Here is a 24,541-nt window from a genome sequence, read left to right on the forward strand (position 1 = left end):
TCGATAACCAGTGCCGCACCGTCAGACCCCTGTGCGATGCTCGGGCCTGTGGAATCCAGGTCCGTCAGCCCGGTGTTCGTCGGTCGCACCGACGAACTCGGCGTCCTGCACGACGCGCTCGCCCGTACTGTCACCGGGGGTACCTCCCAGGCGTTCAGCACCGGGGGAGAGCCGCAGGCGTTGCTGCTCGGCGGTGAGGCCGGGGTCGGGAAGACCCGTCTGCTCGAGGAGTTCGCCACCGCGGCCGTCCGCGAGGGCGCCGTCTTCGTGAGCGGCGGCTGCGTGGAGATCGGCGCCGACGGACTGCCCTTCGCCCCGTTCTCCACCGCCCTGCGCGCCCTGCGCCGACTGCTCCCCGACGAGCTCGCCGCCGCGGCCGCCGGACAGGAGGACGAGCTGGCCCGGCTGCTGCCCGAGCTGGGCGAGACCGGCCGCGGCGGCCGGCCCGACGAGGAGGGCATGGCCCGCCTCTTCGAGCTCACCGCCCGCCTCCTGGAGCGCGTCGCCGCCGACCGTACCGTCGTCGTCGCCCTCGAGGACCTGCACTGGGCCGACGCCTCCACCCGTCACCTGCTGGCCTACCTCTTCCGCACCCTGCGCAGCGGCCGCCTCGTCGTCATCGCCACCTACCGCGCCGACGACATCCACCGCCGCCACCCCCTGCGCCCCCTGCTGGCCGAACTCGACCGCCTCCGCACGGTCCGCCGCATCGAACTCGGCCGCTTCAGCCGCGCCGAGGTCGGCCGTCAGATCGCCGGCATCCTCGCCCACGAACCCGACCCCGCCCAGGTCGACGACATCTTCGAACGCTCCGACGGCAACGCGTTCTTCGTCGAGGAACTCGCCGTCGCCGCCCACCAGGGCTGCCGCACCGGGCTCACCGACTCCCTGCGCGACCTGCTCCTCGTCCGCGTCGAAGGCCTCCCCGAGAGCGCCCAGCGCATCGCGCGGATCGTCGCCGAGGGCGGCTCCACCGTCGAGTACCCGCTGCTCGCCGCCGTCGCCCGGCTCGCCGAGGACGACCTCATCGAGGCGCTGCGCGTCGCCGTCGGCGCCAACATCCTGCACGCCTCACCCGGCGGCGACGGCTACCGCTTCCGCCACTCCCTGGTCCGCGAGGCCGTCAGCGACGACCTGCTCCCCGGTGAGCGCTCCCGTTTCAACCGCCGCTACGCCGAAGCCCTGGAGGCCGACCCCACGCTCGTCCCGGCCGACGAGCGCGCCACCCGCCTGGCCAGTTACTGGTACCACGCGCACGACGCCGCCAAGGCCCTCCCCGCCGTCCTCGACGCCTCCGTAGAGGCCCGCCGCCGGCACGCCCACTCCGAGCAACTCAGGCTCCTGGAGCGCGCGATGGAGCTGTGGGAGGCCACCCCCGAAGCCGTACGGGACGAGCTGCGCCCCATCGACTACGTGGAGGTCTTCCCACCCTGCGGCTGCGACCCGGACACCACCCCCCTGCGCTACCTCGACCTGATGGCCGAGGCCGCCGTCGCGGGCCGGCTGTGCGGGGAGCGCGAGCGCGCCCTGAAGATCACCAAGCGGGCGCTGCGCGTCCTGGAGGACGAGGACGACCCCCTCCGTGCCGCCTGGTTCTGGATCCAGCGCTCCCGCCTGGTGCAGGCACAGGCCCGCGGGGACGGCTGGACGGAGCTCGCCACCGCCCGGGACCTGGTGCGCGGCCTGCCGCCGTCGGAGGTGCACGCCGAGGTGCTCTCCATGGTCGCCGCCTGGTGCATGCTGCACGAACCGGGTCCCGGCGCCCTCTCGGCCGCCGAGCGGGCCGTGGAGTACGCGCGCATGGTGGGCGCCCGGGACATCGAGCTGAACGCCCGGCTCACGCTGGGCGGCCTCATGGTCGACGCGGGCGACGTGGAGACGGGCATCGCGGAGATGTACGAGGTCAAGGAGCGGGTGCTCCGGCACGCCCCCTCCATGGTCACGGGGCGCGTCCACATCAACCTGCCCTCCCACCTGGAGTCCGTCGGCCGCTCCCGGGAAGCGGTCACGGTCCTGCGCGAGGGCGTCGAACTCGCCCGTAAATCCGGGCTGTTGGACACCGAGGCCTGGGTGTGGGGCAATCTCTCGGAGTCGCTCTACGCGCTCGGCCAGTGGGACGAGGCCGTAGAGGCCGCGCGCAACGCGCTGGGTGTCGGGCTCAGCGGCAAACCGTCCGGCAGCGGTGCCATGCGCCTCGCGGATCTCGCGCTCGCCCGCGGCGACCTCGCCGAAGCGGCACGTCAACTCGCCGCCGCCCGCGCCCACTTCGGCACCCACGACACCATGCCGCAGTACTCGCTGCCCCTGGTCCGCACCGCGATCGGCATCGCCGCCGGAGAGGGGCGCCTCCTCGACGCCCGCGCCGCCCTGGAGGACGTCCTCGACACGGGCTTCCCGCCCGGCACCCAGCGCGACGGCTGGCCGCTGCTGCTCGCCGCCGCCACCGCGGAGGCCGACGCCCGCGGACTGCCCGTCGCCGAGGCGGGCCGCGCCGGGACCCTGGAGCGGCTGCGCGAGGCCGCCAAGTCCCTGGCCACCGGAGCACCCGTCTGGCTCGCCCACGAACAGTGGGTACGCGCCGAGCTCCGCCGCGCCGAGGGCACGGCCGACCCGCACGAGTGGTCCGAGGCGGTCACCGCCTTCGAACCGCTGGAACGCCCCTACGACCTCGCCCGCGTCCGGCACCGTCTCGCCGAGTCCCTGCTGATCGCGGGAGCCGACGAGGACGACCGGGCCCGTGCCACGGAGCTTCTGCGGCTGGCCGGGGCGGCGGCCGGCCACCTCCGCGCCCGCCCGCTCGCCGATGCCGTCGCGCTCCTCGCCCAGCGGGCCCGCCTCGCCCTGGGCCGCGCCCCCGAGCCGTCGGCCCCGGCCCCCGCCGACCCGGCCGAGGCCCTCGGTCTCACCAGCCGCGAGCGCGACGTCCTGCGCCTGGTCGCCGCCGGCTACAGCAACCGCCAGATCGCCGAGGAACTCTTCATCTCCCCGAAGACCGCCAGCGTCCATGTCTCGAACATCCTGGCCAAGCTGGACGTCTCGGGCCGGGGGGAGGCGGCGGCGCTGGCGCACCGCCTGCGTCTGTTCCCCCAGGAGGCCCCCACTGCCCGGACGGCGGGCTGAGGCATACGCTGGCAGGGACCCGGGCCGAGGGAGGCGCCGTGTTCAACATGTTCGAGGAGCTCTTCGCACCAGGCCGCAAGCACACCGACGACGAACGCAGGCGACTCGAACTGAGCCGCGTGGACCTGAACGACGGTGACCCGGGCCGCGGCCCCATAGACCTGACCTCAGGCAAGGTGGTCGTACGGCTGCCCAAGCAGGAGCGGGACCAGGAGCAGGAGGGCGGGCAGGGCGACACGGAGGAGGAACCCGTGTCGGAGCCGGACGAGTCCTGAGGCCGGACGCCTACTTCACCTCCAGCTCCAGAATCCTGTCGTCGCCCTGGCCGGGGCTGCCGCGGCCGTCCGTCTCGCTCGTCACGAGCCAGAGCTTGTCGCCGCCCGCCGGGACCACCGTGCGCAGCCGGCCGTACTCGCCCTTCAGGAAGGCCTGCGGGGCGGCGGCGGCCTCCGTGCCCTTCAACGGGATGCGCCACAGCCGTTGGCCGCGCAGCCCCGCCATCCAGATGGAGCCCTCGGCGTAGGCGATACCGCTCGGGGAGGCCTGGTCCGTGTGCCACTGGGCCACCGGGTTGTGGTACTTCGGGTCGTCGTTCTTGCCCTCGACCACCGGCCAGCCGTAGTTGTCGCCCGGCTTGATCTGGTTCAGCTCGTCCCAGGTGTCCTGGCCGAACTCGGACGCCCACAGCCGCTGCTTGTCGTCCCAGGCGAGACCCTGCACATTGCGATGCCCGTACGAGTAGACCACCGAGTTGTCGAAGGGGTTGCCGGGCGCCGGGTCGCCGTCCGGCGTCATCCGCAGGATCTTGCCGCCGAGCGCCTTCGTGTCCTGGGCCTGCCCCCGGTCACCCGTCTCGCCCGCCCCCGCGTACAGCATCCGGTCGGGACCGAAGGCGATCCGCCCACCGTTGTGGATCATCCCCTTGGGGATGCCCTTGAAGACCGTGTCCGGCGCCCCGAGCTGCTCCCCGGACGGCTTCTTCTCGTCGTACAGCATGCGGACGATGCGGTTGTCCGAGGCCGTCGTGAAGTACGCGTAGATCATGTGGTCCGAGGCGTACGCGGGGGAGAGCGCGATGCCGAGAAGGCCGCCCTCGGCGGCGGGTGCCACGCCGGGCACCTCGCCCAGTTCGGTCTTCTTGCCGGTCTTCTCGTCGACCCGTGTGATCGTCCCCTCGTCCCGCGAGGACACCAGCAGACCGCCCTCCGGCAGCGGCGCCAGGCCCCAGGGCGACTTGAGGCCCTCGGTGACGGTGCGCACCACCTTCACCGAGCCCTTGGCGGGCGCGGCCGTCTCGGTGGCCCGCGGAGCGGACGACGCCCCCGTCCCCGTACCGCTCGACGACGGGATCGGGCCGCCGATCGGCGCCCCACCTCCGCCACCGGAGGAACAGCCGGCCGTCACCACCAGCGCTGCCGCGGCCAACACGGCCTTCATCACTCGACGTTGCACGATCAGAGGTCCCTTCGACGCGGCGGTCCTACTGTTCATACACCGCGCGAGTCCCAGGGGTTCCCGAACCGGAACACCCGGTCCCCCCGGAGCGGGGCGGCCTCAGTCCCAGGATCCCCGCGCCCCCGGCAGCGCCGCCACCTCCGCCAGGTCCTCCGCCGTCAGCCGCAGCCCCGCCGCCCCGGCGTTCTCCGTGACCCACCGCTCCCGCTTGGTCCCCGGCACCGGGACCACGTGCCGTCCCTGGGCCAGCACCCAGGCCAGCGCCACCTGGGCCGGCGTGACCGTGTTCCCGAGCAGGCCGTGGCGCCGGGCGATGCGCCGCAGCCCGACGACGATGGGCTGGTTCGCGGCCATCATCTCGGCGGTGAAGCGGGGGTGGCGAGCCCGCAGGTCATCGGGTTCGAACCCCTCGCCGGGGGTGAGCGTGCCGGTCAGGAAGCCGTTGCCGAGGGGCATCGCCGCGAGGAAGCCCACCCCGCGCGCCGCGCACCACGGCAGCAGCGCGTCCAGCGCCTCCGTCGACCACACCGACAGCTCCGCCTCCACCGCGCTCACCGGGAAGACCTGCTGCACCCGCTCCAGTTGCCGGATCGTTCCGTCGTGCAGCCGCGCCCCCGCACGACGGGCGGACCTGGCGCCCACCGCGCACAGCCCGAGCGAGCGCACCTTTCCGGCCGACACCAGGTCGGCCATCGCGCCCCACGTCTCCTCGACCGGAATCTCCGGGTCCGCGCGGTGCAGTTGGTACAGGTCGATCACATCGGTCTGGAGGCGGCGCAGCGAAGCGTCGCACGCCCGCCTCACATAGCCGGGGCGTCCATTGGCCACGATGTGCTGCTCGCCCACCAGCAGCCCCACCTTCGTCGACACGAAGGCCTCGGAGCGCCGCTCCTTCAGCACCCGCCCCACCAGCAGCTCGTTGGTGAAGGGCCCGTACATGTCGGCCGTGTCGAGCAGCGTCGACCCCTGGTCGAGCGCCGCGTGCACCGCGCGCAGCGACTCCTCACCGCGCTGTCGCGAACCGGTGTACGCCCAGCTCATCGGCATGCACCCGAGCCCGATCGCCCCCACATCGAGCGTTGCCGCGCCGATCGTCCTGCGCTCCACCTGGCCCTGCCCCTCCTTCTTCCGGACCCCAACCTAACCTCTGCGCGACCGGGCCCCTGGCATAGCCTCCTGACCATGACTTCCGATGTGTGGCTTCCCTTTCACGCCGACGAGATCGAGGGCCTCCCCGAGGGCCTGAGCTACCGCTTCTGGGACGGCGACCAGGAGTTTCCCGCGGATCCCGCCGACTGCGAGTTCTACGTCGTCCCCTATATGAAGGAGCCCGGCGTCGGGCAGCGGCCGCTGGCCGAAATGACCTCCCTGCGCGTCGTACAGACGCTCTCCGCCGGGGTCGATCACGTCCTGCAGAGCGTGCGGTCCCTGCCCCCGGGCGTGCAGTTGTGCAACGCACGCGGAGTGCACGAGGCGAGCACCGCCGAGCTGGCGCTCACGCTGATCCTCGCCTCGCTGCGGGGCGTCCCCGACTTCGTACGGGCGCAGGACAAGGGGGAGTGGCACTCCGGGTTCCATCCGGCGCTGGCCGACAAGTCCGTACTCATCGTGGGTTACGGCTCGATCGGATCCGCGATCGAGGACCGGCTCACGCCTTTCGAAGTAGCGCGGGTGGCGCGCGTCGCGCGCTCCGAGCGCACCACGGCGCGCGGTCCGGTGCACCCACTCACGGAACTGCCCGCACTGCTCCCCGAGGCCGACATCGTGGTGCTTTCCACGCCCCTCACCGACAGCACACGGGGCCTGGTGAACGCCGAGTTCCTGGCCCGGATGAAGGACGGCGCACTGCTGGTGAACGTCGCCCGCGGGCCCGTCGTCGACACCAAGGCGCTCCTCGCCGAGCTGGACAGCGGGCGCCTCACCGCGGCCCTCGACGTCACCGATCCGGAACCGCTGCCCCAGGGGCATCCCTTGTGGCAGGCGCCCGGCGTGCTCATCAGCCCCCATGTCGGCGGCCCCACCTCCGCGTTCCTGCCCCGCGCCAAGCGGCTTCTGACCGCGCAGTTGAATCGTTTCGTGAACCGGGAACCCCTGGGCAACGTGCTCCTTACGACGGGCGCGTAGCCGACTTCGGGCACCCTCCGCAGTCCGGCGAATGCGTGCAGTGTCCGCGCCACCCCTGATCGTCACGGAGCGTAGAGGCACTATGTCCCTGAGTGACGAGACTGGTGTATCGTCCCGACAGGGGCTGCGCCGCGCACCGTTCGGCGCCGGGGATGGACATTCGGACTGCGAGGGGGGCGACGGGCGATGCACGGCCTATGGACCAACGATCCGACGCGGCGGGGCCGCCGACGACCCTGGCGCGCGGCCACGCGCAGACGCGGCCACGGCGTCCATGGTGGTCACGGTGGCCATCACCACCGCAGGCACAGCGGCCGCAGAAGGCATGCGCACCCAGCGCACACGGGCCAGCGGGATCCCGCGCGGACCGGGTGGGCCCGGTGAGTTCCCCCGGGGCGCTGCTGCCCCGTCGGCCGTTGTACGGCGGTGGAACGGGCCTGATTCCGCAACTCGTGCTGGCCCTGGTGTGCGCGGGCTACGCCTTCGGTTCCGCGCTCGGCTGGGGCTCCGCGAGCCTCGCGCTGTTCATGGGCGACTTCGGGCTGAGCGCCGCCGCGGGCGCCGCCGCGGTCTCCTGCTTCCTCTACGCCCGCAGCCGCCGCAGCCGCTTTCGACCCGCATGGCTGCTGTTCGCGCTCTCCTCCACCATGGCCTCGCTGGGCAACGGAGTCTGGGGGTGGTACGAGGTCGTCCTCGACCGACAGGTCCCGAGTCCCAGCTACGCCGATCTCTTCTTCCTCTGTTTCGCTCCGCCCGCCATCGTAGGACTGCTCGTGCTAGCCAAGAGGCCCGTGACCAAGGCAGGTTGGGTCTGCCTGGCGCTCGACTCCTGGCTGATCGGCGGTTCCCTGCTCACGTTGTCCTGGAGCCTCGCGCTCGCCCAGGCGGCGAAGTTCGACGGGCCGAGCGTCGCGCACACCGCGCTCTCGCTGGCGTACCCGCTGCTGGACATCGCCCTGGTCAGCATGGTGCTCGCGCTGCACTTCAGGCGCTCGTCGGTGAACCGCTCGGCGGTGAACACCGCGATCGGCGCGCTCGCCCTGACCGTGATGTGCGACGCCCTGTTCACCTCGCCCCTCCTGCACAACAACTACCACTCCGGGCAGCTCCTCGACGCGGGCTGGTTCGCCGGGTCACTGCTCCTCGCGTACGCCCCGTGGGTCGGTCCCCGGCTCGGGCAGCCGACCGCCGACGGTCACGGCACGGAGGAGCCCCGTAGGGACGGGCACGCGCGCGTGGCGCACGAGCACATCCCGGGGCCCCGCCAGGGCGGACCGGGGATCACCCAGGGATCTCAAGGGCCTCAGGGATCTCAAGGGCCTCAGGGGCCTCAGGGGCCTCAGGACGGTGGTCACAACCGGTCCCCGGCCACCCGTCCGATCGCCGGATCGCTGGCCGCACTCACGCCCTACCTGGCCGCCGCCGTGTGCACGCTGGGCATTCTCTACAACGTCCTGAACGGCCGCAGTGTCGACCGCGTCGTGCTCATCACGGCCGGCCTCGTCGTACTCGCGCTCGTGGTGCGCCAGGGCATCATGCTGCTCGACAACATCACCCTCACGCAGGAGCTGGCCCAGCAGGAGAACCACTTCCGCTCCCTGGTGCAGGGCTCCAGCGACGTCATCATGATCGCCGCACCGAACGGCATCCTGCGGTACGTCAGCCCGGCCGCCGCCGGGGTCTACGGCCGCAACGCCGAGGAGCTCGTCGGCTCCGAGCTCGCCTCCCTCATCCACCCCGAGGACCTCGGCTGCGTGATGCACGAGGTGCGCCGCTTCCTGGCCGCCAGCCACCTGGAGGAGCCCACCACCCGCATCGAGTGCCGCTTCAAGTCCGGCGACGACGGTTGGCTCAATGTGGAGTCCACCGTCAACCGACACCACGGCGGTCTCATCTTCAACAGCCGTGACGTGACCGAGCGGGTTCGGCTCCAGGCGCAGCTCCAGCACAACGCCGAACACGATCCGCTCACCGACCTGCCCAACCGCGCGCTGTTCACCCGGCGTGTCCAGCAGGCCCTGTCCGGCCGCCGCTCCACCGACCGCGGCGCCGCGCTGCGCGGCACGGCCGTCCTCTTCATCGACCTCGACGGCTTCAAGGCCGTCAACGACACGATCGGGCACCAGGCCGGCGATGAGCTCCTCGTCCAGGCCGCCCGCAGACTCCAGGACTCGGTGCGGCAGGGCGACACCGCCGCCCGCCTGGGCGGCGACGAGTTCGCGGCGCTCATCGTCGGCGACGGCAGCCGCGACCGGAACGCGCGCGAACAGCAGATCCTGGAGCTCGCCGACCGGCTGCGGATCAAGCTCTCCCAGCCGTACGCCATCGGCGGCAACGATGTCCGCGTCGCCGCGTCCATCGGCGTCGGCTTCGCCGAACCGGGTCTGGGGGCGGGCGAGTTGCTGCGCAACGCCGACCTGGCGATGTACCGGGCCAAGGCGGCCGGAAAGGGTCGCGTCGAGCTGTACGCGCCCCAGATGCAGCAGGACGTCGTACGGAAGGCGGAGCTGGCCACCCGGCTGCGCTCCGCGCTCCAGGACGGCGAGTTCGCACTGCTCCACCAGCCCGTGGTCTGCCTCGGCAATGGCCGGATCGCGACGGTCACCGCCCAGGCCCGCTGGCGTTCCTCCCAAGGGGTGCTCTTCACGCCGGCGGAGTTCCTGCGCGTCGCCGAGGACAGCGACAAGACCGCCGAGCTGGGCCGATGGATGCTCGAGGAAGCCGTCGAGCAGGCCGCCGAGCGGGCCGCCGCGGGTGTCACGGTGCCCGTCGCCGTGCGGATGAGCGCCCGGCGTCTGCTGGACCGCTCGATGCCTCTCGGCTCCGTGGAGGCCCTGCTGACCCGGCACGGGCTCGCCTCCGGCTCCCTGATCGTCGAGCTGGCCGACACCGACCCCCGGGTCTCCCTGGACGAGCTGGAGCGGCGGCTGAACACGCTGCGGCGGCTCGGCATCCGGATCGCCCTGGACGGATTCGGCAGTGGTTACGCGGCCATCACGACGCTCAGAAGGCTGCCCGTCGACGTACTGAAGCTCGACCGGGGCCTCGTCGAGGGTGTCGTCGAGTCCGCCCGGCTGCACAAGATCACCAGCGGGCTGCTGCGGATCGCCACCGACCTCGGGCTGCAGTCCGTGGCCGACGGTGTGGACCTGCCCGAGCAGGTCGTCGCCCTGCGCGCGATGGGCTGCACGCATGGACAGGGCATGGCCTTCTCCGGACCGCTCGACGAGTACCGGCTGCGCAGAGCGCTGTCCTGCGGCCACTACCCGGTGCCGCACGGCCCGGCCGAGCCCGCGTTCGCGGGCGGCGGCGCGGGGGTGTATACGAGTGGTGTGCCCGCAGTCTTCGGAGGCGGTACGGCCCTCCGCTCACATAATGAGACTCCCGTCCCACCCACTTGACAGTCAGTGCGTGCCGGGGGGAGGGTCAATGCCATGCGCACCCGAATTCTCGTACTTGGAAAGCGCGTCGGCTGAAGCTGGTGACCACCGGACAGACCCGGAACACCCAGCGACCGCACCCGGCGCGCTCCCCTCGCTTGCCTCACGGCACGAGGGGTTTTTTGTTGCACAGGCACCAGCCGTACACCGCACAAAACTCGCAAAAACCCTCAGCATCGAGAAGAGAATGCCGATGACCGAGCAGGCCACCGGGGCCCATCACCCGCAGCCGCGGCCCCGTTCCGGAGGACAGCAGTCCGCCCCCGAGCACGTCACGGGAGCGCAGTCCCTCATCCGCTCGCTTGAGGAGGTCGGGGCCGAGACGGTATTCGGCATTCCCGGCGGCGCGATCCTTCCGGCCTACGACCCGCTGATGGACTCCACGCGTGTGCGGCACGTGCTCGTGCGGCACGAGCAGGGCGCGGGTCACGCGGCCACCGGTTACGCGCAAGCCACCGGCAAGGTCGGCGTCTGCATGGCGACCAGCGGCCCGGGTGCCACCAACCTGGTGACGCCGATCGCGGACGCGCACATGGACTCGGTGCCGCTCGTGGCGATCACCGGGCAGGTCGCGTCCAAGGCGATCGGCACGGACGCCTTCCAGGAGGCGGACATCGTCGGCATCACCATGCCGATCACCAAGCACAACTTCCTGGTGACCAAGGCCGAGGACATCCCGAGGACGATCGCGGAGGCCTTCCACATCGCCTCCACCGGCCGTCCGGGCCCCGTCCTCGTCGACATCGCCAAGGACGCCCTCCAGGCGCGGACCACCTTCCAGTGGCCGCCCACCCAGGACCTGCCCGGCTACCGCCCGGTGACCAAGCCGCACGCCAAGCAGATCCGCGAGGCCGCCAAGCTGATCACCCAGGCCAAGCGGCCCGTCCTCTACGTCGGCGGCGGCGTCCTCAAGGCCAAGGCCACCGCCGAGCTGAAGGTCCTCGCAGAACTCACCGGAGCGCCCGTCACCACCACCCTGATGGCGCTCGGCGCATTCCCCGACAGCCACCCGCTGCACGTGGGAATGCCGGGCATGCACGGTGCGGTCACCGCCGTCACCGCGCTGCAGAAGGCCGACCTGATCGTCGCCCTCGGAGCCCGCTTCGACGACCGCGTCACCGGCAAGCTGGACAGCTTCGCCCCGTACGCCAAGATCGTCCACGCCGACATCGACCCGGCCGAGATCGGCAAGAACCGCGCCGCGGACGTGCCGATCGTCGGTGACGCCCGCGAGGTCATCGCCGACCTGGTCCAGGCCGTGCAGAAGGAGCACAGTGAGGGCCACGCCGGCGACTACGCCGCCTGGTGGAAGGACCTCAGCCGCTGGCGCGAGACCTACCCGCTGGGCTACGAGCAGCCGGACAACGGCTCCCTGTCCCCGCAGCAGGTCATCGAGCGCATCGGACAGCTCGCCCCCGAGGGCACCATCTTCGCGGCGGGCGTCGGCCAGCACCAGATGTGGGCCGCGCACTACGTCCAGTACGAGCAGCCCGCGACCTGGCTGAACTCCGGCGGCGCCGGAACGATGGGCTACGCGGTCCCGGCCGCGATGGGCGCCAAGGCCGGTCAGCCGGGCAGGACGGTCTGGGCGATCGACGGTGACGGCTGCTTCCAGATGACCAATCAGGAGCTCACCACCTGCGCCCTGAACAACATCCCGATCAAGGTCGCCATCATCAACAACGGCGCCCTCGGGATGGTCCGCCAGTGGCAGACCCTCTTCTACAACCAGCGCTACTCCAACACCGTGCTGCACTCCGGCCCGGACGCGGACGGCAAGCAGCCGAGCGCCGGCACCCGCGTCCCCGACTTCGTGAAGCTGTCGGAGGCCATGGGCTGCTACGCGATCCGCTGCGAGTCCCCCGAGGACCTCGACAAGGTCATCGCGGAGGCGAACTCGATCAACGACCGCCCCGTCGTGGTCGACTTCATCGTGCACGAGGACGCCATGGTGTGGCCGATGGTCGCCGCCGGCACCTCGAACGACGAGATCATGGCCGCCCGGGACGTCCGCCCCGACTTCGGCGACAACGAAGACGACTGAGACCGAGAGAGAGCCGAGTCCACCACCATGAGCACCAAGCACACCCTCTCCGTCCTCGTCGAGAACAAGCCGGGTGTCCTCGCCCGGATCACCGCCCTGTTCTCCCGCCGCGGCTTCAACATCGACTCGCTCGCCGTCGGTGTCACCGAGCACCCCGACATCTCGCGCATCACCATCGTGGTGAACGTGATCGAGGCGCTGCCGCTCGAACAGGTCACCAAGCAGCTCAACAAGCTCGTCAACGTGCTGAAGATCGTCGAACTGGAACCCGGCTCGGCGGTGCAGCGCGAACTCGTTCTGGTGAAGGTGCGCGCCGACAACGAGACGCGCTCCCAGATCGTCGAGATCGTCCAGCTGTTCCGCGCCAAGACCGTGGACGTCTCTCCGGAGGCCGTCACCATCGAGGCCACCGGCGGCAGCGACAAGCTGGAGGCCATGCTCAAGATGCTGGAGCCGTTCGGCATCAAGGAGCTCGTCCAGTCCGGCACGATCGCGATCGGACGAGGGGCGCGTTCGATCACGGACCGCTCGCTGCGCGCGCTCGACCGATCAGCCTGATCCTTGGTAGGGGCGGTCGGCGATCACCGACCGCCCGTATACCGAGACCCGAAAACTTCCCTTCCCCCGCCCGCCGTACGGTGGGACGCAACACCGCACACCAAGGAGAACCCCAGTGGCCGAGCTGTTCTACGACGACGACGCCGACCTGTCCATCATCCAGGGCCGCAAGGTCGCGGTCATCGGCTACGGCAGCCAGGGCCACGCCCACGCGCTGTCGCTGCGTGACTCGGGTGTCGACGTCCGCGTCGGTCTGCACGAGGGCTCCAAGTCCAAGGCCAAGGCCGAGGAGCAGGGCCTGCGCGTGGTGACGCCGTCGGAGGCCGCGGCCGAGGCCGACGTCATCATGATCCTGGTGCCGGACCCGATCCAGGCCCAGGTCTACGAGGAGTCCATCAAGGACAACCTGAAGGACGGCGACGCGCTGTTCTTCGGCCACGGTCTGAACATCCGCTTCGGCTTCATCAAGCCCCCGGCCGCTGTCGACGTCGCCATGGTCGCCCCCAAGGGCCCGGGCCACCTGGTGCGCCGCCAGTACGAGGAGGGTCGCGGCGTTCCCTGCATCGCGGCCGTCGAGCAGGACTCCACGGGCAGTGCCTTCCCGCTCGCCCTGTCCTACGCCAAGGGCATCGGCGGCACCCGCGCGGGCGTCATCAAGACGACCTTCACGGAGGAGACCGAGACCGACCTGTTCGGTGAGCAGGCCGTTCTCTGCGGTGGCACCGCGGCGCTGGTCAAGGCGGGCTTCGAGACGCTGACCGAGGCCGGCTACCAGCCGGAGATCGCGTACTTCGAGTGCCTCCACGAGCTGAAGCTCATCGTCGACCTCATGTACGAGGGCGGCCTGGAGAAGATGCGCTGGTCGGTCTCCGAGACCGCCGAGTGGGGCGACTACGTCACCGGCCCGCGGATCATCACGGACGCCACCAAGGCCGAGATGAAGAAGGTCCTCGCGGAGATCCAGGACGGCACCTTCGCCAAGAACTGGATGGAGGAGTACCACTCCGGCCTGAAGAAGTACAACGAGTACAAGACGCAGGACGAGAACAGCCTCCTGGAGACCACCGGCAAGGAGCTCCGCAAACTCATGTCGTGGGTCAACGACGAGGCGTAAGCCGTACGGCCGAAGGGGCCGGAGCATCCGCTCCGGCCCCTTCGGCCAACCCTGGGTAACGCCCGTGAGCGCGCCGTTGTCCACCCCGTCCAGCCACGGACGGGTGATCCTTCCACGGAGGCGCAAGAAGGCCCCCGTAGCGGCACTACACTGCTGCACAACATACGCGTCAGGCCCACAGCGTCGTGCGTCTTCCACGCGGCTCGAGCGACCCCGAAGAAATGTAGGCACGCCCCCACGCCGCCCGGCACGCACTGTCGCCGCACCGAACGACGCGGGAACGCACCTACACTTCCCCGGGGCCGTTACAACCCTCCACCGCATGCGGCCGTCGGGACGGCCGTCCGCATTGGACCTGTGAGGACTCACGTGAGCTCGAAACCTGTCGTACTCATCGCTGAAGAGCTGTCGCCCGCGACCGTCGACGCCCTGGGCCCGGACTTCGAGATCCGGCACGCGAACGGCGCGGACCGCGCCGAGCTGCTGCCCGCGATCGCCGACGTCGACGCGATCCTGATCCGTTCGGCCACCAAGGTCGACGCGGAGGCCGTCGCCGCCGCGAAGAAGCTCAAGGTCGTCGCACGAGCCGGCGTCGGCCTGGACAACGTCGACGTCTCCGCCGCCACCAAGGCCGGCGTGATGGTCGTCAACGCCCCCACCTCGAACATCGTGACCGCGGCCGAGCTGGCCTGCGGCCTCCTCCTCGCCACCGCGCGCCACATCCCGCAGGCCAACTCCGCGCTGAAGAACGGCGAGTGGAAGCGCTCGAAGTACACCGGAGTAGAGCTCGCCGAGAAGACCCTCGGTGTCGTCGGCCTCGGCCGCATCGGCGCGCTGGTCGCCCAGCGCATGTCCGCGTTCGGCATGAAGGTTGTCGCCTACGACCCCTACGTCCAGCCTGCCCGGGCCGCGCAGATGGGCGTGAAGGTCCTCTCCCTCGACGAGCTGCTCGAGGTCTCGGACTTCATCACCGTGCACCTGCCCAAGACCCCCGAGACGGTCGGTCTCATCGGCGACGAGGCGCTGCACAAGGTCAAGCCGTCGGTGCGGATCGTCAACGCCGCGCGCGGCGGGATCGTCGACGAGGAGGCGCTGTTCTCGGCGCTCAAGGAGGGCCGCGTCGCCGGCGCCGGCCTCGACGTGTACACGAAGGAGCCCTGCACGGACTCCCCGCTCTTCGAGCTCGACCAGGTCGTCTGCACCCCGCACCTCGGCGCCTCCACGGACGAGGCGCAGGAGAAGGCCGGTGTCTCCGTCGCCCGCTCGGTGCGCCTCGCCCTCGCCGGTGAGCTCGTCCCGGACGCGGTGAACGTGCAGGGTGGTGTCATCGCCGAGGACGTCAAGCCCGGTCTGCCGCTCGCCGAGAAGCTCGGCCGCATCTTCACCGCCCTCGCGGGCGAGGTCGCGGTCCGCCTCGACGTCGAGGTGTACGGCGAGATCACCCAGCACGACGTCAAGGTGCTCGAACTCTCCGCGCTCAAGGGCGTGTTCGAGGACGTCGTCGACGAGACGGTGTCGTACGTCAACGCCCCGCTGTTCGCGCAGGAGCGCGGCGTCGAGGTCCGTCTGACCACGAGCTCGGAGTCCCCCGACCACCGCAACGTGGTCACCGTGCGCGGCACGCTCGGCGACGGCCAGGAGATCTCGGTCTCCGGCACGCTGGCCGGCCCCAAGCACCTGCAGAAGATCGTCGCCGTCGGCGAGTACGACGTGGACCTCGCGCTCGCCGCCCACATGGTCGTGCTGAGCTACGAGGACCGTCCCGGTGTCGTCGGCACCGTCGGCCGCATCCTCGGCGAGGCGGGCATCAACATCGCCGGCATGCAGGTCGCGCGTGCCGCCGCGGGCGGCGAGGCCCTCGCGGTCCTCACCGTCGACGACACGGTTTCGCAGAACGTGCTGAGCGATGTGGCCGAGGAGATCGGCGCCACCTCGGCGCGCTCGGTGAACCTCGTCTGACCTTCTCGCGGTACGCGGGCGCAGTACGCGGGCCGGGGCCCGGTCACCTGAGGTGACCGGGCCCCGGTCATGCGCGGGGGTCGGTCAGGCGCGGGAGTCCCGGGGCGGCTCGACCAGCCCCTCCCGGTAGGCGATGGCCACGGCCTCGGTACGGCCCGAGGCGCCCAGCTTGGCGAGGATGTTGGAGACGTGCACGCTCGCCGTCTTGCCCGTGATGAACAGCTCCTCGCCGATCTGACGGTTGGTGCGGCCGCGCGCCAGCAGCCTCAGGACATCGCTCTCGCGGGCGGTCAGCGCCGGGACACGGTCCGCGGCGGACGGTGAGTCGGCGAGCCGACCGCGCCGGATCAGGGTGTCCAGCTCCTCGCGCAGCGGTACGGCGCCGAGCCGGACGGCGGTGTCGCGCGCCGCGCGGGCCCGCTCGGCGGCCTCCTCCCGACGGTCCGCCACGAGCAGTGCCTCGGCCAACCGTCTTTCGCAGCGGGCCAGTTCATAGGGATCGCCGTAGTCGAACGCGGCGACCGCCTTCTCCCAGGCGGCCACCTCGGGACCCGAGTGCGTGCGCAGCCACTCCGCCTCGGCGCGGGCGAGCCAGGCCAGCCCCTCCGGTCCCTGCCGCGAGCCGTCCTCCCCCTTCGCGGCCGTGCGCCGGGCCACCTCCACCAGCTCGGTCGCGAGGTCCGCCCAGCGCAGGGCGCCCGCCTCGTCGCCGGTCAGACGCAGCTCGACGGCGGCGTCCGCGACCGCCGACAGGGCCAGCGCCGCGAGCCGCACACCGATGTCGGGCCGCCCGCCGCCGGAGCCCTCGCTGAGCGCCGCGAGCGTCGTCCGTACGGAGGTCACGGCGCCCTCGGGGTCGCCGCGCAGGGCGGCGGCGTCGGTCAGCACGATGCCCGCGACGAGCGTGGCCATCCAGTCGAACGGTCCGTCGAGCAGCGCGCGGGCCCGCTCGGCGGCCCCTTCCTCGCCGCGCGCCAGGGCGACGTACAACGCGGGCCCGATGGCGAAGCCGCCCGCCGGTGGCAGCCGTTCGGCGTCGACGGCGGCCGCCCGAGCGCACTCGTCCCAGCGGCCCAGGGTGTAGAGGATCAGGGACTGGAGGTAGCGCAGCTCCAGCGCGTACGGGGAGGAGACGAGCCCGGAGCGGTTCGCCCACTCGAGTCCCTCGGCGAGCCAGGTCAGGCACTCGTCCAGGGCCCCGGATTCGTAGGCCCCGATGGCGAGGTTGAAGAGGGCGCGCATCTCGATGGAGACATTGCCGGCGTGCCGGGCCAGGTCACGGGCCCGCCGAAGTCGCTCCCGGCCCTCGGCCGTACGCCGGTTGTGGTCCTCCAGACCGACCAGGGAGATGATCAAGTCGGCCTGGGCGTCGGCGAGTCCGAGCTCCTCGGCGGTGCGCAGCGCCTGCCGGGCGACGCGCTCGGCGTCCTCGTCGTGGCCCATGTACCGCGCGGCCATGACATGGGTGGCCGCCGCCCACACCCAGGTGTGCGACGGGGGCTCGGCCGGGATCATGGCCAGTGCCTCGCTGCTGTAGGTGAAGGCGGCCTTCAGACTGTCGACGCGCATCAGATTGCCCGCGAGGGTGTAGCGGACGCGGGCGGCGAGCTCCGAGTCCGCGTCCGACCCCGCCCTGGCGAGTGCGGCGCGGGTGAGGGAGACCGCCCGGTGGGTCTCCCCGGCGTGCGCGGCGGCGGCGGAGGCGCGCAGGGTGAGCGTGACCGGGTCGCCGGTGCGGGGGCGGGCGCCGGGGTCCACCGCGGGCCACAGTTCGAGCGCGGCCTCCACGTGGTGCAGCTCCTCGGCGGGCGCGCCGACCCGCTGGGCGTGGTCGGCGGCTTCCAGCGAGGCGGTCAGCGCGTCCGCGAGATCGTGGCTCTCCCGCGAGTGGTGGGCGCGCTCGGCCGCGCTCTTTGCGGTGTGACCGCGACCGGCGAGGAGTTTGGCGAACGCGCCGTGCAGCCGGACCCGCTCGCCGGGCAGCAGATCGGCGTAGACGGCCTCACGGGCGAGGGCGTGCCGGAAGGAGTACGTGGCGTCGTCGCCGGGGACCAGCAGCTGTCGTCCTACGGCCTCCCGCAGCGCCGACTCCAGCTCGTCCTCCGGCAGTTGTACGGCGTCACGCAGCAGGTCGTGCTCGACGCGCCGCCCGGCGACCGCGGCCGTGCGCAGTACCTGCTGGGCGGTGTCGGAGAGTTGCTCGATCCGGATGAGGAGGAGGTCGGCGAGGCCGCTCGGCATGGCGGGCGCCGCCGGGTCGAGGTCGCCCGGCAGCGCGGCGAGCAGCTCCTCCGCGTAGAAGGCGTTCCCCTCGGCGCGGTCGACGATGCGGCGGACGGTGGTGTCGGAGAGGGCGTCCGTGCGCAGGGCGCGCACCAGGCGGGCCACTTCGGCGTCGGCCATGGGGCGCAGTTCGAGCCGGTCCACGGAGGGGAGCCGGGCCAGCTCGGCGAGCAGGGGGCGCAGGGGGTGGCGGCGGTGCAGGTCGTCCGAGCGGTACGAGGTGAAGAGGGCGAGGTGGTGGGTGGGGGAGCCCGGAGTCGGATTCTGCAGGACGCCTCGGCTGAGGAGGAAGCGCAGGAGGTCCCTCGACGACTGGTCCGCCCAGTGGAGGTCTTCGAGGACCAGGAGGAGGGGGGTGATGTCGGCGGCGTCCGCCAGCAGGCCGGCCACGCCCTCGAAGAGTCGCAGCCGGCTGCCGGAGTCCGTGTCCGTCCCGCTGCCGGAGCCCAGTAGGCGGTCGACCGCCGGGTGGGCCGCGAGGGCTGCGGCGAACCGCTCGTCTCCGCCGAGCACGCCGAGGATCTCCGTGAACGGCAGATAGGGCAGGCCCACGTCGCCGAGGTCCACGCAGTGGCCGGTCAGCACCGTCATGCCGGTGCGCGTGGCGTGTGCGGCGGCCTCCGTCAGGACGCGGGTCTTGCCGACGCCCGCGTCTCCGGAGAGGACGACGGCGCGGGGGGTGCCTGCGCGGGCGCGGTCCAGCACGCCGGTGAGCCGGGCGAGTTCGTCGTCCCGGCCGATGAACGGCGTACCGGATGTCTGTGCCACGCCGCCCATCCTGACACGCCCCACCGACACGGCCCCGCCCCTTTTTCCTCGCCCCCGCCGCCCCTACCCGTCCCATCCCCAGGAGCTCCGCCCCTCCAACCCCACCGGGCGCTGCCGCCCCCAGCCCCCCCGCATCGCCCCGAACGGCCTCATCCTCAAACGCCGGACGGGCTGGGTGGTGCGGGCCGGGGCTGGGTGGGTTGAGCGGGGTGGGCGGGGCATCGGCCTTCGGCCTCGTCCTCAAACGCCGGACGGGCTGGATGGCGTGGGCCGGGGCCGGGCTCTTAGGGGCGCGGGGAACTGCGCGATCGGCCCCCACCGGCCTGCAGGCAAGGCACTTCGGGTGGGTGGGGTTTCGGGGCGTAGCCCCGCCCGAGGGGCGCGGGGAACTGCGCGAGCGACCCCCACCGCCCGCAGACGAAGCACTCCGGAAAGTCGGGAATCCGGGGCGTAGCCCCGTCCGAGGGGCGCGGGGAACTGCGCGATCGGCCCCACCGGCCTGCAGGCAAGGCACTTCGGGAGGGCAGGGGTCCGGGGAACTGCGTGATCGGACCCCGCCCCCGTAGTCGGAGCGCACAGCCGGGGTTCCCAGGGCGTAGCCCTGGTGAAGGGGCCTCAGGCGGGGGCCTGTTCAGGGTGCGGGGCCTCGGCCCCGACTTCCCGCACCCGCACGCGCCGCAACGTCGCAGCCGCCACCCCCGCCGCCCCCAGCAACAACACCGCCCCCGCGATCGCCGCCGCCTGCATCCCACTGGTGAACGCCTCCCGCGCGGCCCGCACCAACGCATCGCCCGCGCCGCCCGGCAACCGGTGGGCGACCGCCAGCGCGCCGCCGAGGGTCTCCTGGGCCGGCGCCGGGGCGCCCGACGGAATCTCGTGGCGGTAGACGGCCGTACCGATGGACCCGAGGACCGCCATACCGAGCGCCCCGCCGAACTCGGCACCCGTCTCCAGCAGCGAGGCCGCGGCACCCGCGTTGCCGACGGGGACGGTGCCCAGCGCCAGATCCATCATCTGGGACATCACGGTGACGATCCCCGAAGCGAGGACTCCGGCCCCGGCGAGGACCAGCCACATCGAGTCGGTCCCGGCGAGGGCCAGCAGCCCGTAGCCGCACGCGCCGAGGACGAAGCCGCCGGAGACGACGTGCGCACGGTGGACGCCCTTCTGCACCAGCTGCGCGGAGACCGGCGCGGCGACCCCGACCAGGACCGTCGGCAACAGTGACCACAGCGCGGCCTCCATGGAGCTCTTGCCGAGGACCGACTGCAGGTACTGGGTGGTGAAGTACGCCGACCCCATCATCCCGAACGCCGAGACCAGGTTGAGCACGACGGCGGGCGCGAAGCCCCGGCCCCGGAACAACTCGGGGGAGATCAGCGGGGACTTGGCGGTGCGCTGCCGCTGGACGAAGAGCGCGGCGAAGACGAGACCGACGACGATCGAGGCGCCGTACTCGAACTTCCAGCCCTCGGACGGGATTTCCTTCACGCCGTAGATGACGGGCAGCACGGCGGCCATCGACAGCGGCACGCTGAGCACGTCGAAGCGGCCCGGTTCCGGGTTCCTGGACTCGGGGAGCAGGATCGGGCCGAGGACCAGCAGCAGCACCATCGCGGGCAGGTTGACGAGGAAGACCGAGCCCCACCAGAAGTACTCGACGAGGACCCCGCTCATCACCGAACCGAGCGCGATGCCGCCGGTCATGACGCCGGACCACAGACCGATCGCCTTCGCGCGCTGCCCGGGGTCGGTGAACATCGTGCGGATGATCGCCATCGTCGACGGCATGAGGGTGGCCCCACCGATGCCGAGGACCGCGCGGGCCGCGATCAGCATCTCGGCGCTGTCGGCGTAGGCGGCCATGACCGAGGCCGTGCCGAAGGCGGCGGCGCCGAAGAGGAGGAGCTTGCGGCGGCCTATGCGGTCGCCGAGCGAGCCCATCGTCATGAGCAGTCCGGCGAGCACGAACGCGTAGATGTCGAAGATCCACAGCTGCTGGGTGCCGCTCGGCTCCAGGTCCGCGCTGATCGCGGGGACCGCGAAGTACAGGACCGAGACATCCATCGAGACCAGGAGCAGCGGAAGCATCAGGACGCCGAGGGCGGTCCATTCGCGGCGGCCGGCGAGGCCTCCGCCGGGTGCGGGGGTGGTGCTCGTCGAGTGCTTCGAGTGCGTCATGGCAGGGACTGTACGGACGTCTTAAACGCTTGTCTAGTACGCTTGTTTAAAACGAGCGTCTGGGACAGTTGTCTGTATCGGGGGTACGCTGATCGCCATGGGACACCGTGAGGATCTGCTCGAAGGCGCCAAGCGCTGCCTGCTGGAGAAGGGGTTCGTGCGCACCACGGCGCGCGACATCGTGAAGGAGTCCGGGACGAACCTGGCGTCCATCGGCTACCACTACGGTTCGAAGGACGCGCTGCTGACGCAGGCCTTCGTGGAGCTGGTGCAGGAGTGGGGCGAGAAGTTCGCCCCGCACCAGGAGCACGAGGGCGCGCCCGGGGGTTCCGTGGAGCGGTTCCATGACGTGTGGGCGCGGATGCTGGAGTCCTTCGAGGACTTCAAGCCCGTGTGGGCGGCCAGCATGGAGATCGTGACGCAGGGGGAGCGGGTGCCGCAGCTGCGGGACCTCATGGCGAAGGCGCAGATCGAGGGACGGTCCGGGCTCGTCGCGATGCTCACGGGCCTGGACGAGGAGACGCTCGACGAGCGCACCGTCCAGTCCCTCGGCGGCTTCTACCAGGCGCTTCTCAACGGTCTGATGGTGCAGTGGCTCTTCGACCCGGCGAGCGCCTCCACGGCGGACGACCTCACGGAGGGGCTGCGACGCGTGATCGAGGGGGCGACCGGCTCGCGGGACTGAGGCGTCACCCGGCCACGACTTCGGTCGACGTGGCGCCGGACCCGCGATCGGCTCGCGCATCGCGGTACGCCGGGATCAGCGCCACCAGCATCAGTACGGCGGTGACGGCGAAGGCCGACGGATACCCCGTCACCCCGGCCAGCACGCCGAAACCCGCCGCGCCGACGCCCATGCCACCGTCGTACGCGACGTTCCACAGCGCGGTGACGGTGCCGTATCCGGAGGCCGGGACCCGCGCGTACATCAGGGTCAGCGTGGCGTTCTGGGCGATACCGAAGCCGGTGCCGAAGACCGCGACCCCGACGAGGACCGCGACGGGACTGCCGGTCACCGCCGTGATCGACAGGCCGCCGGCCGAGAGGACCAGGCCGGGCACGACGAGACGCGCGGACCCGTGCCGGTCGCCGTACCGGCCCGCCGCCAGGCGGGCCGCGGTCGACGCGGCCGGCTGCACGAAGAGGGCCACGGCGACGACCGTGCCGTACACGGCAGGGACCGCCAGCGGCAGGAACGTGACGATGATCCCGGCGGCGAGGGCGGTGGTCGCGAAGACGACCCCGGGCCGCATCAGACCACCGGTGCGCAGCCCGGCCAGCACCCCCACCGGTTTCCCGGACGTCGGCTCCCGTTCCGGCAGGCCCGGTACGGCGACGATCGCGGCCAGCGCCGCCACACCTGCGGCCACGGCGACCGGCCCGTACCCGGCGTGCGCCGCGAGCCACACGCCGAGCGGCAGCGCGATCAGCGACGGCACTCCGGAGACCACGCCCACCAGCGCGAGGCCCTCCCCGCGCCGCTCGGCCGGAATGAGCGACGCGGTGAGCGCGCCGCCCGCGACGAGCGTGAGCGCGAAGCCGAGGCCGCGGACGAGACAGACCGTCACGATCCACGTCATGCCGTCGGAGACGGTCAGGACCAGCGCGGGAGCGCCGAGCAGGGTGAGCCCGGCGATCAGCGCGACCCGGTGGCCGTAGCGGGCGACCAGGCGGGGAGCGGCCAGTTCACCCAGGACCGTGGAGAGCATCAGGGCGCCGGTGGCCAGGCCCGCGCCCGACGCCGTGGCGTAGCGGGGCACGACCGACAGGAGCAGGAAGAAGCTCGCCGAGGCGCCGACCATGCTCACGAAACGGAGCAGCAGGGGGCGAGTGAGAAGAGGGGGCCTCGAGGCCGCCGACGGGATGCGGGGCGCGGTCGTTGTCATGGGAACGACGCTAGGCAGCCGCCGGACCCCCGGTAAGCTCCAATTCCATGCCGTTGCAGTGGGCCGGTCTGTCACCCGAACTGCTCCTGTGCGTCGACCGGGAGAGCGGCGAGCAACTGCGCGCCCAGCTGGAGCGGCAGCTGCGGGACGCGATCCGCACGGGCCGCCTCGGCGCCGGCGAGCGGCTGCCCTCCTCGCGTGAACTCGCCCGCGAGATGGGGCTGTCGAGGGGCCTCGTCCAGGACTGCTACGCCCAACTCCAGGCCGAGGGCTACCTCGTGACGCGCGTCGGCTCGGCCACCCGGGTCGCGGCGTGCGCCCACGTACCGCCCGCGCCCGCGCCGCACCGGAGCACGCCCGAGCGGCTGATCGCCGACTTCCGGCACGGCGTGCCGGACCTGACCGGCTTCCCGCTCTCCGACTGGCTCTGGGCGCTGCGCGAGGCGGGCCGCACCCTGCCGACCGCGGACCTCGACTACGGGGACCCGCGAGGGAGTCGCGTGCTGCGCGAGGTCGTCGCCGGATATCTGCGCCGGGTGCGTGCCGCCGCGGCCGACCCCGAGCGGATCGTCGTCTGCTCCGGCTACGCGCAGGGCCTCGGCCTCACCCTGGAGAGCCTGGCCGGGGCGGGGGTGCGTGTCGTGGCGTACGAGGACCCGGGCGCCCCCGCCACGGTGACGGCGGCCGCGGCCGCGGCGGGTCTGACGGCGGTGCCCGTCCCGGTCGACGAGCAGGGCATCGACGTACGGGCGCTGGAGGCGACCGGGGCACGGGCCGTCGTCGTCACCCCCGCCCACCAGTGGCCCACCGGCGTCGTCCTCGCGCCCGAACGCCGGCTCGCGCTGATCGAGTGGGCGACGCGGCGGGACGCCTACGTCGTCGAGGACGACTACGACGCGGAGTTCCGCTACGACCGTGAACCCGTCGGAGCCCTGCACGGACTGGCCGCCGACCGGGTCGTCTCCATCGGCACCGTCAGCAAGTCCCTCGCCCCGGCGCTGCGCATCGGCTGGCTGCTCTGCCCGCCCGCGCTCGCCGCCCCGATCACGGCGACCAAGCTGCGCATCGACCGCGGCTCCCCGACCCTCGACCAGCTCGCCCTCGCCCGCCTCGTCGAGTCCGGCCGCTACGACCGTCATCTGCGGCGCATGCGCACGACTTACGCGGCCCGGCGCACGGCCCTGGTCACGGCCCTCGCCGCACACGCCCCGGAGGTCCGGCTGACGGGTCTCGCGGCCGGGTTCCACGCCGTCGCGCACCTGCCCGGCACGGACGCGGCCGCCGAACGGGCCGTCATCGAGGGGGCGCGCGCACGGTCCGTCGGCCTGTACGGGATGAGCGCCTGTCGCTCGAACCGGGCGACGGCGCCGCCCCAACTCGTCCTGGGCTTCGGTGACGTGGGGGAACGCGCGATCACGGAGGGCGTCGCGACGATCGGCGACCTGCTCGCCGGCGCTCGCCGACCCGGACGGGTCGTGGCCGGCCATGACCTGCCCTAGGGCCGAGGAGCTGTCCTAGGACGTGTTTGAGATGTTGATCAAGGTCGTGAAACGATCTTCAGATGTCTCGTGGCGATCTGACGGATGCACAGTGGGAGCGGCTGGAAGCG

At 72.0% G+C, this 24,541-nt stretch carries 15 protein-coding genes and 1 pseudogene; 11 read left to right on the plus strand and 5 right to left on the minus strand.

Features of this window, described 5'->3' with window-relative positions; all coding sequences use genetic code 11:
• Positions 1-36 precede the first annotated feature (36 nt).
• Both ACZ7M3_RS46625 and ACZ7M3_RS46630 read left to right on the plus strand, forming a co-directional pair.
• Positions 37-3,120 (plus strand): helix-turn-helix transcriptional regulator, encoded by a 3,084-nt coding sequence (locus ACZ7M3_RS46625; protein WP_472072043.1) that lies wholly within the window; start codon positions 37-39, stop codon positions 3,118-3,120.
• Positions 3,121-3,158: 38 nt separating this feature from the next.
• The gene (locus ACZ7M3_RS46630) at positions 3,159-3,395 is read left to right on the plus strand and encodes a DUF6191 domain-containing protein (RefSeq protein ID WP_472072045.1); all 237 of its coding nucleotides are present in this window, start codon (positions 3,159-3,161) and stop codon (positions 3,393-3,395) included.
• A gap of 10 nt (positions 3,396-3,405) precedes the next feature.
• Here ACZ7M3_RS46630 and ACZ7M3_RS46635 read toward each other — a convergent pair whose 3' ends face one another.
• Positions 3,406-4,557: a PQQ-dependent sugar dehydrogenase gene (locus ACZ7M3_RS46635; RefSeq protein ID WP_472072047.1), complete on the minus strand. Its 1,152-nt coding sequence runs from the start codon at positions 4,555-4,557 to the stop codon at positions 3,406-3,408.
• A 117-nt stretch (positions 4,558-4,674) separates the two neighbouring features.
• The gene (locus ACZ7M3_RS46640; protein WP_393016519.1) at positions 4,675-5,682 is read right to left on the minus strand and encodes an aldo/keto reductase; all 1,008 of its coding nucleotides are present in this window, start codon (positions 5,680-5,682) and stop codon (positions 4,675-4,677) included.
• Positions 5,683-5,757: 75 nt separating this feature from the next.
• Between ACZ7M3_RS46640 and ACZ7M3_RS46645 the strand changes: the two genes are divergently transcribed.
• The 6 genes from ACZ7M3_RS46645 to serA all read left to right on the plus strand — a co-directional run bounded on the left by ACZ7M3_RS46645 (position 5,758) and on the right by serA (position 15,814).
• A complete protein-coding gene (locus ACZ7M3_RS46645) occupies positions 5,758-6,699 on the plus strand; it encodes a 2-hydroxyacid dehydrogenase (RefSeq protein ID WP_472072049.1) in 942 nt (313 codons plus the stop codon).
• A 197-nt stretch (positions 6,700-6,896) separates the two neighbouring features.
• Positions 6,897-10,100 carry a putative bifunctional diguanylate cyclase/phosphodiesterase gene (locus tag ACZ7M3_RS46650; protein WP_472072051.1) on the plus strand — a complete coding sequence of 1,068 codons (3,204 nt, stop codon included), beginning with the start codon at positions 6,897-6,899 and terminating at the stop codon, positions 10,098-10,100.
• Between the two features lie 226 nt (positions 10,101-10,326).
• Positions 10,327-12,183 carry an acetolactate synthase large subunit gene (locus ACZ7M3_RS46655; RefSeq protein WP_452963012.1) on the plus strand — a complete coding sequence of 619 codons (1,857 nt, stop codon included), beginning with the start codon at positions 10,327-10,329 and terminating at the stop codon, positions 12,181-12,183.
• Positions 12,184-12,210: 27 nt separating this feature from the next.
• Entirely contained in the window at positions 12,211-12,741 is a 531-nt protein-coding gene (gene ilvN / locus ACZ7M3_RS46660; RefSeq protein ID WP_054234575.1) for an acetolactate synthase small subunit, read from the plus strand.
• Positions 12,742-12,856: 115 nt separating this feature from the next.
• A complete protein-coding gene (gene ilvC / locus ACZ7M3_RS46665) occupies positions 12,857-13,855 on the plus strand; it encodes a ketol-acid reductoisomerase (RefSeq protein WP_472072053.1) in 999 nt (332 codons plus the stop codon).
• A 369-nt stretch (positions 13,856-14,224) separates the two neighbouring features.
• The gene (gene serA / locus ACZ7M3_RS46670; protein ID WP_121414944.1) at positions 14,225-15,814 is read left to right on the plus strand and encodes a phosphoglycerate dehydrogenase; all 1,590 of its coding nucleotides are present in this window, start codon (positions 14,225-14,227) and stop codon (positions 15,812-15,814) included.
• 84 nt (positions 15,815-15,898) lie between these two features.
• On the opposite strand, the gene ACZ7M3_RS46675 is transcribed toward serA, so the two are convergent.
• Entirely contained in the window at positions 15,899-18,865 is a 2,967-nt protein-coding gene (locus ACZ7M3_RS46675; RefSeq protein ID WP_472072055.1) for a helix-turn-helix transcriptional regulator, read from the minus strand.
• On the opposite strand from ACZ7M3_RS46675, the pseudogene ACZ7M3_RS46680 reads away from it, so the two are divergent.
• A pseudogene (locus ACZ7M3_RS46680) lies at positions 18,842-19,039 on the plus strand (hypothetical protein); the annotation flags it as partial. The gene ACZ7M3_RS46675 and the pseudogene ACZ7M3_RS46680 overlap by 24 nt on opposite strands.
• A 441-nt stretch (positions 19,040-19,480) precedes the next feature.
• On the opposite strand, the gene ACZ7M3_RS46685 reads toward ACZ7M3_RS46680, so the two are convergent.
• Positions 19,481-21,046 (minus strand): MFS transporter, encoded by a 1,566-nt coding sequence (locus ACZ7M3_RS46685; protein WP_472072057.1) that lies wholly within the window; start codon positions 21,044-21,046, stop codon positions 19,481-19,483.
• 97 nt (positions 21,047-21,143) lie between these two features.
• Between ACZ7M3_RS46685 and ACZ7M3_RS46690 the strand changes: the two genes are divergently transcribed.
• On the plus strand, positions 21,144-21,731 hold the full coding sequence (locus ACZ7M3_RS46690) for a TetR/AcrR family transcriptional regulator (protein WP_099943455.1): 588 nt from the start codon (positions 21,144-21,146) through the stop codon (positions 21,729-21,731).
• Between the two features lie 4 nt (positions 21,732-21,735).
• Here the strand turns inward: ACZ7M3_RS46690 and ACZ7M3_RS46695 are convergent, their stop codons facing one another.
• Positions 21,736-22,932: an MFS transporter gene (locus ACZ7M3_RS46695; RefSeq protein WP_472072059.1), complete on the minus strand. Its 1,197-nt coding sequence runs from the start codon at positions 22,930-22,932 to the stop codon at positions 21,736-21,738.
• 47 nt (positions 22,933-22,979) lie between these two features.
• On the opposite strand from ACZ7M3_RS46695, the gene pdxR reads away from it, so the two are divergent.
• A complete protein-coding gene (gene pdxR, locus ACZ7M3_RS46700; protein WP_472072061.1) occupies positions 22,980-24,431 on the plus strand; it encodes a MocR-like pyridoxine biosynthesis transcription factor PdxR in 1,452 nt (483 codons plus the stop codon).
• The last annotated feature ends 110 nt before the right edge of the window (positions 24,432-24,541 follow it).

It is taken from the genome of Streptomyces sp. NPDC111656 (genome assembly GCF_055656965.1).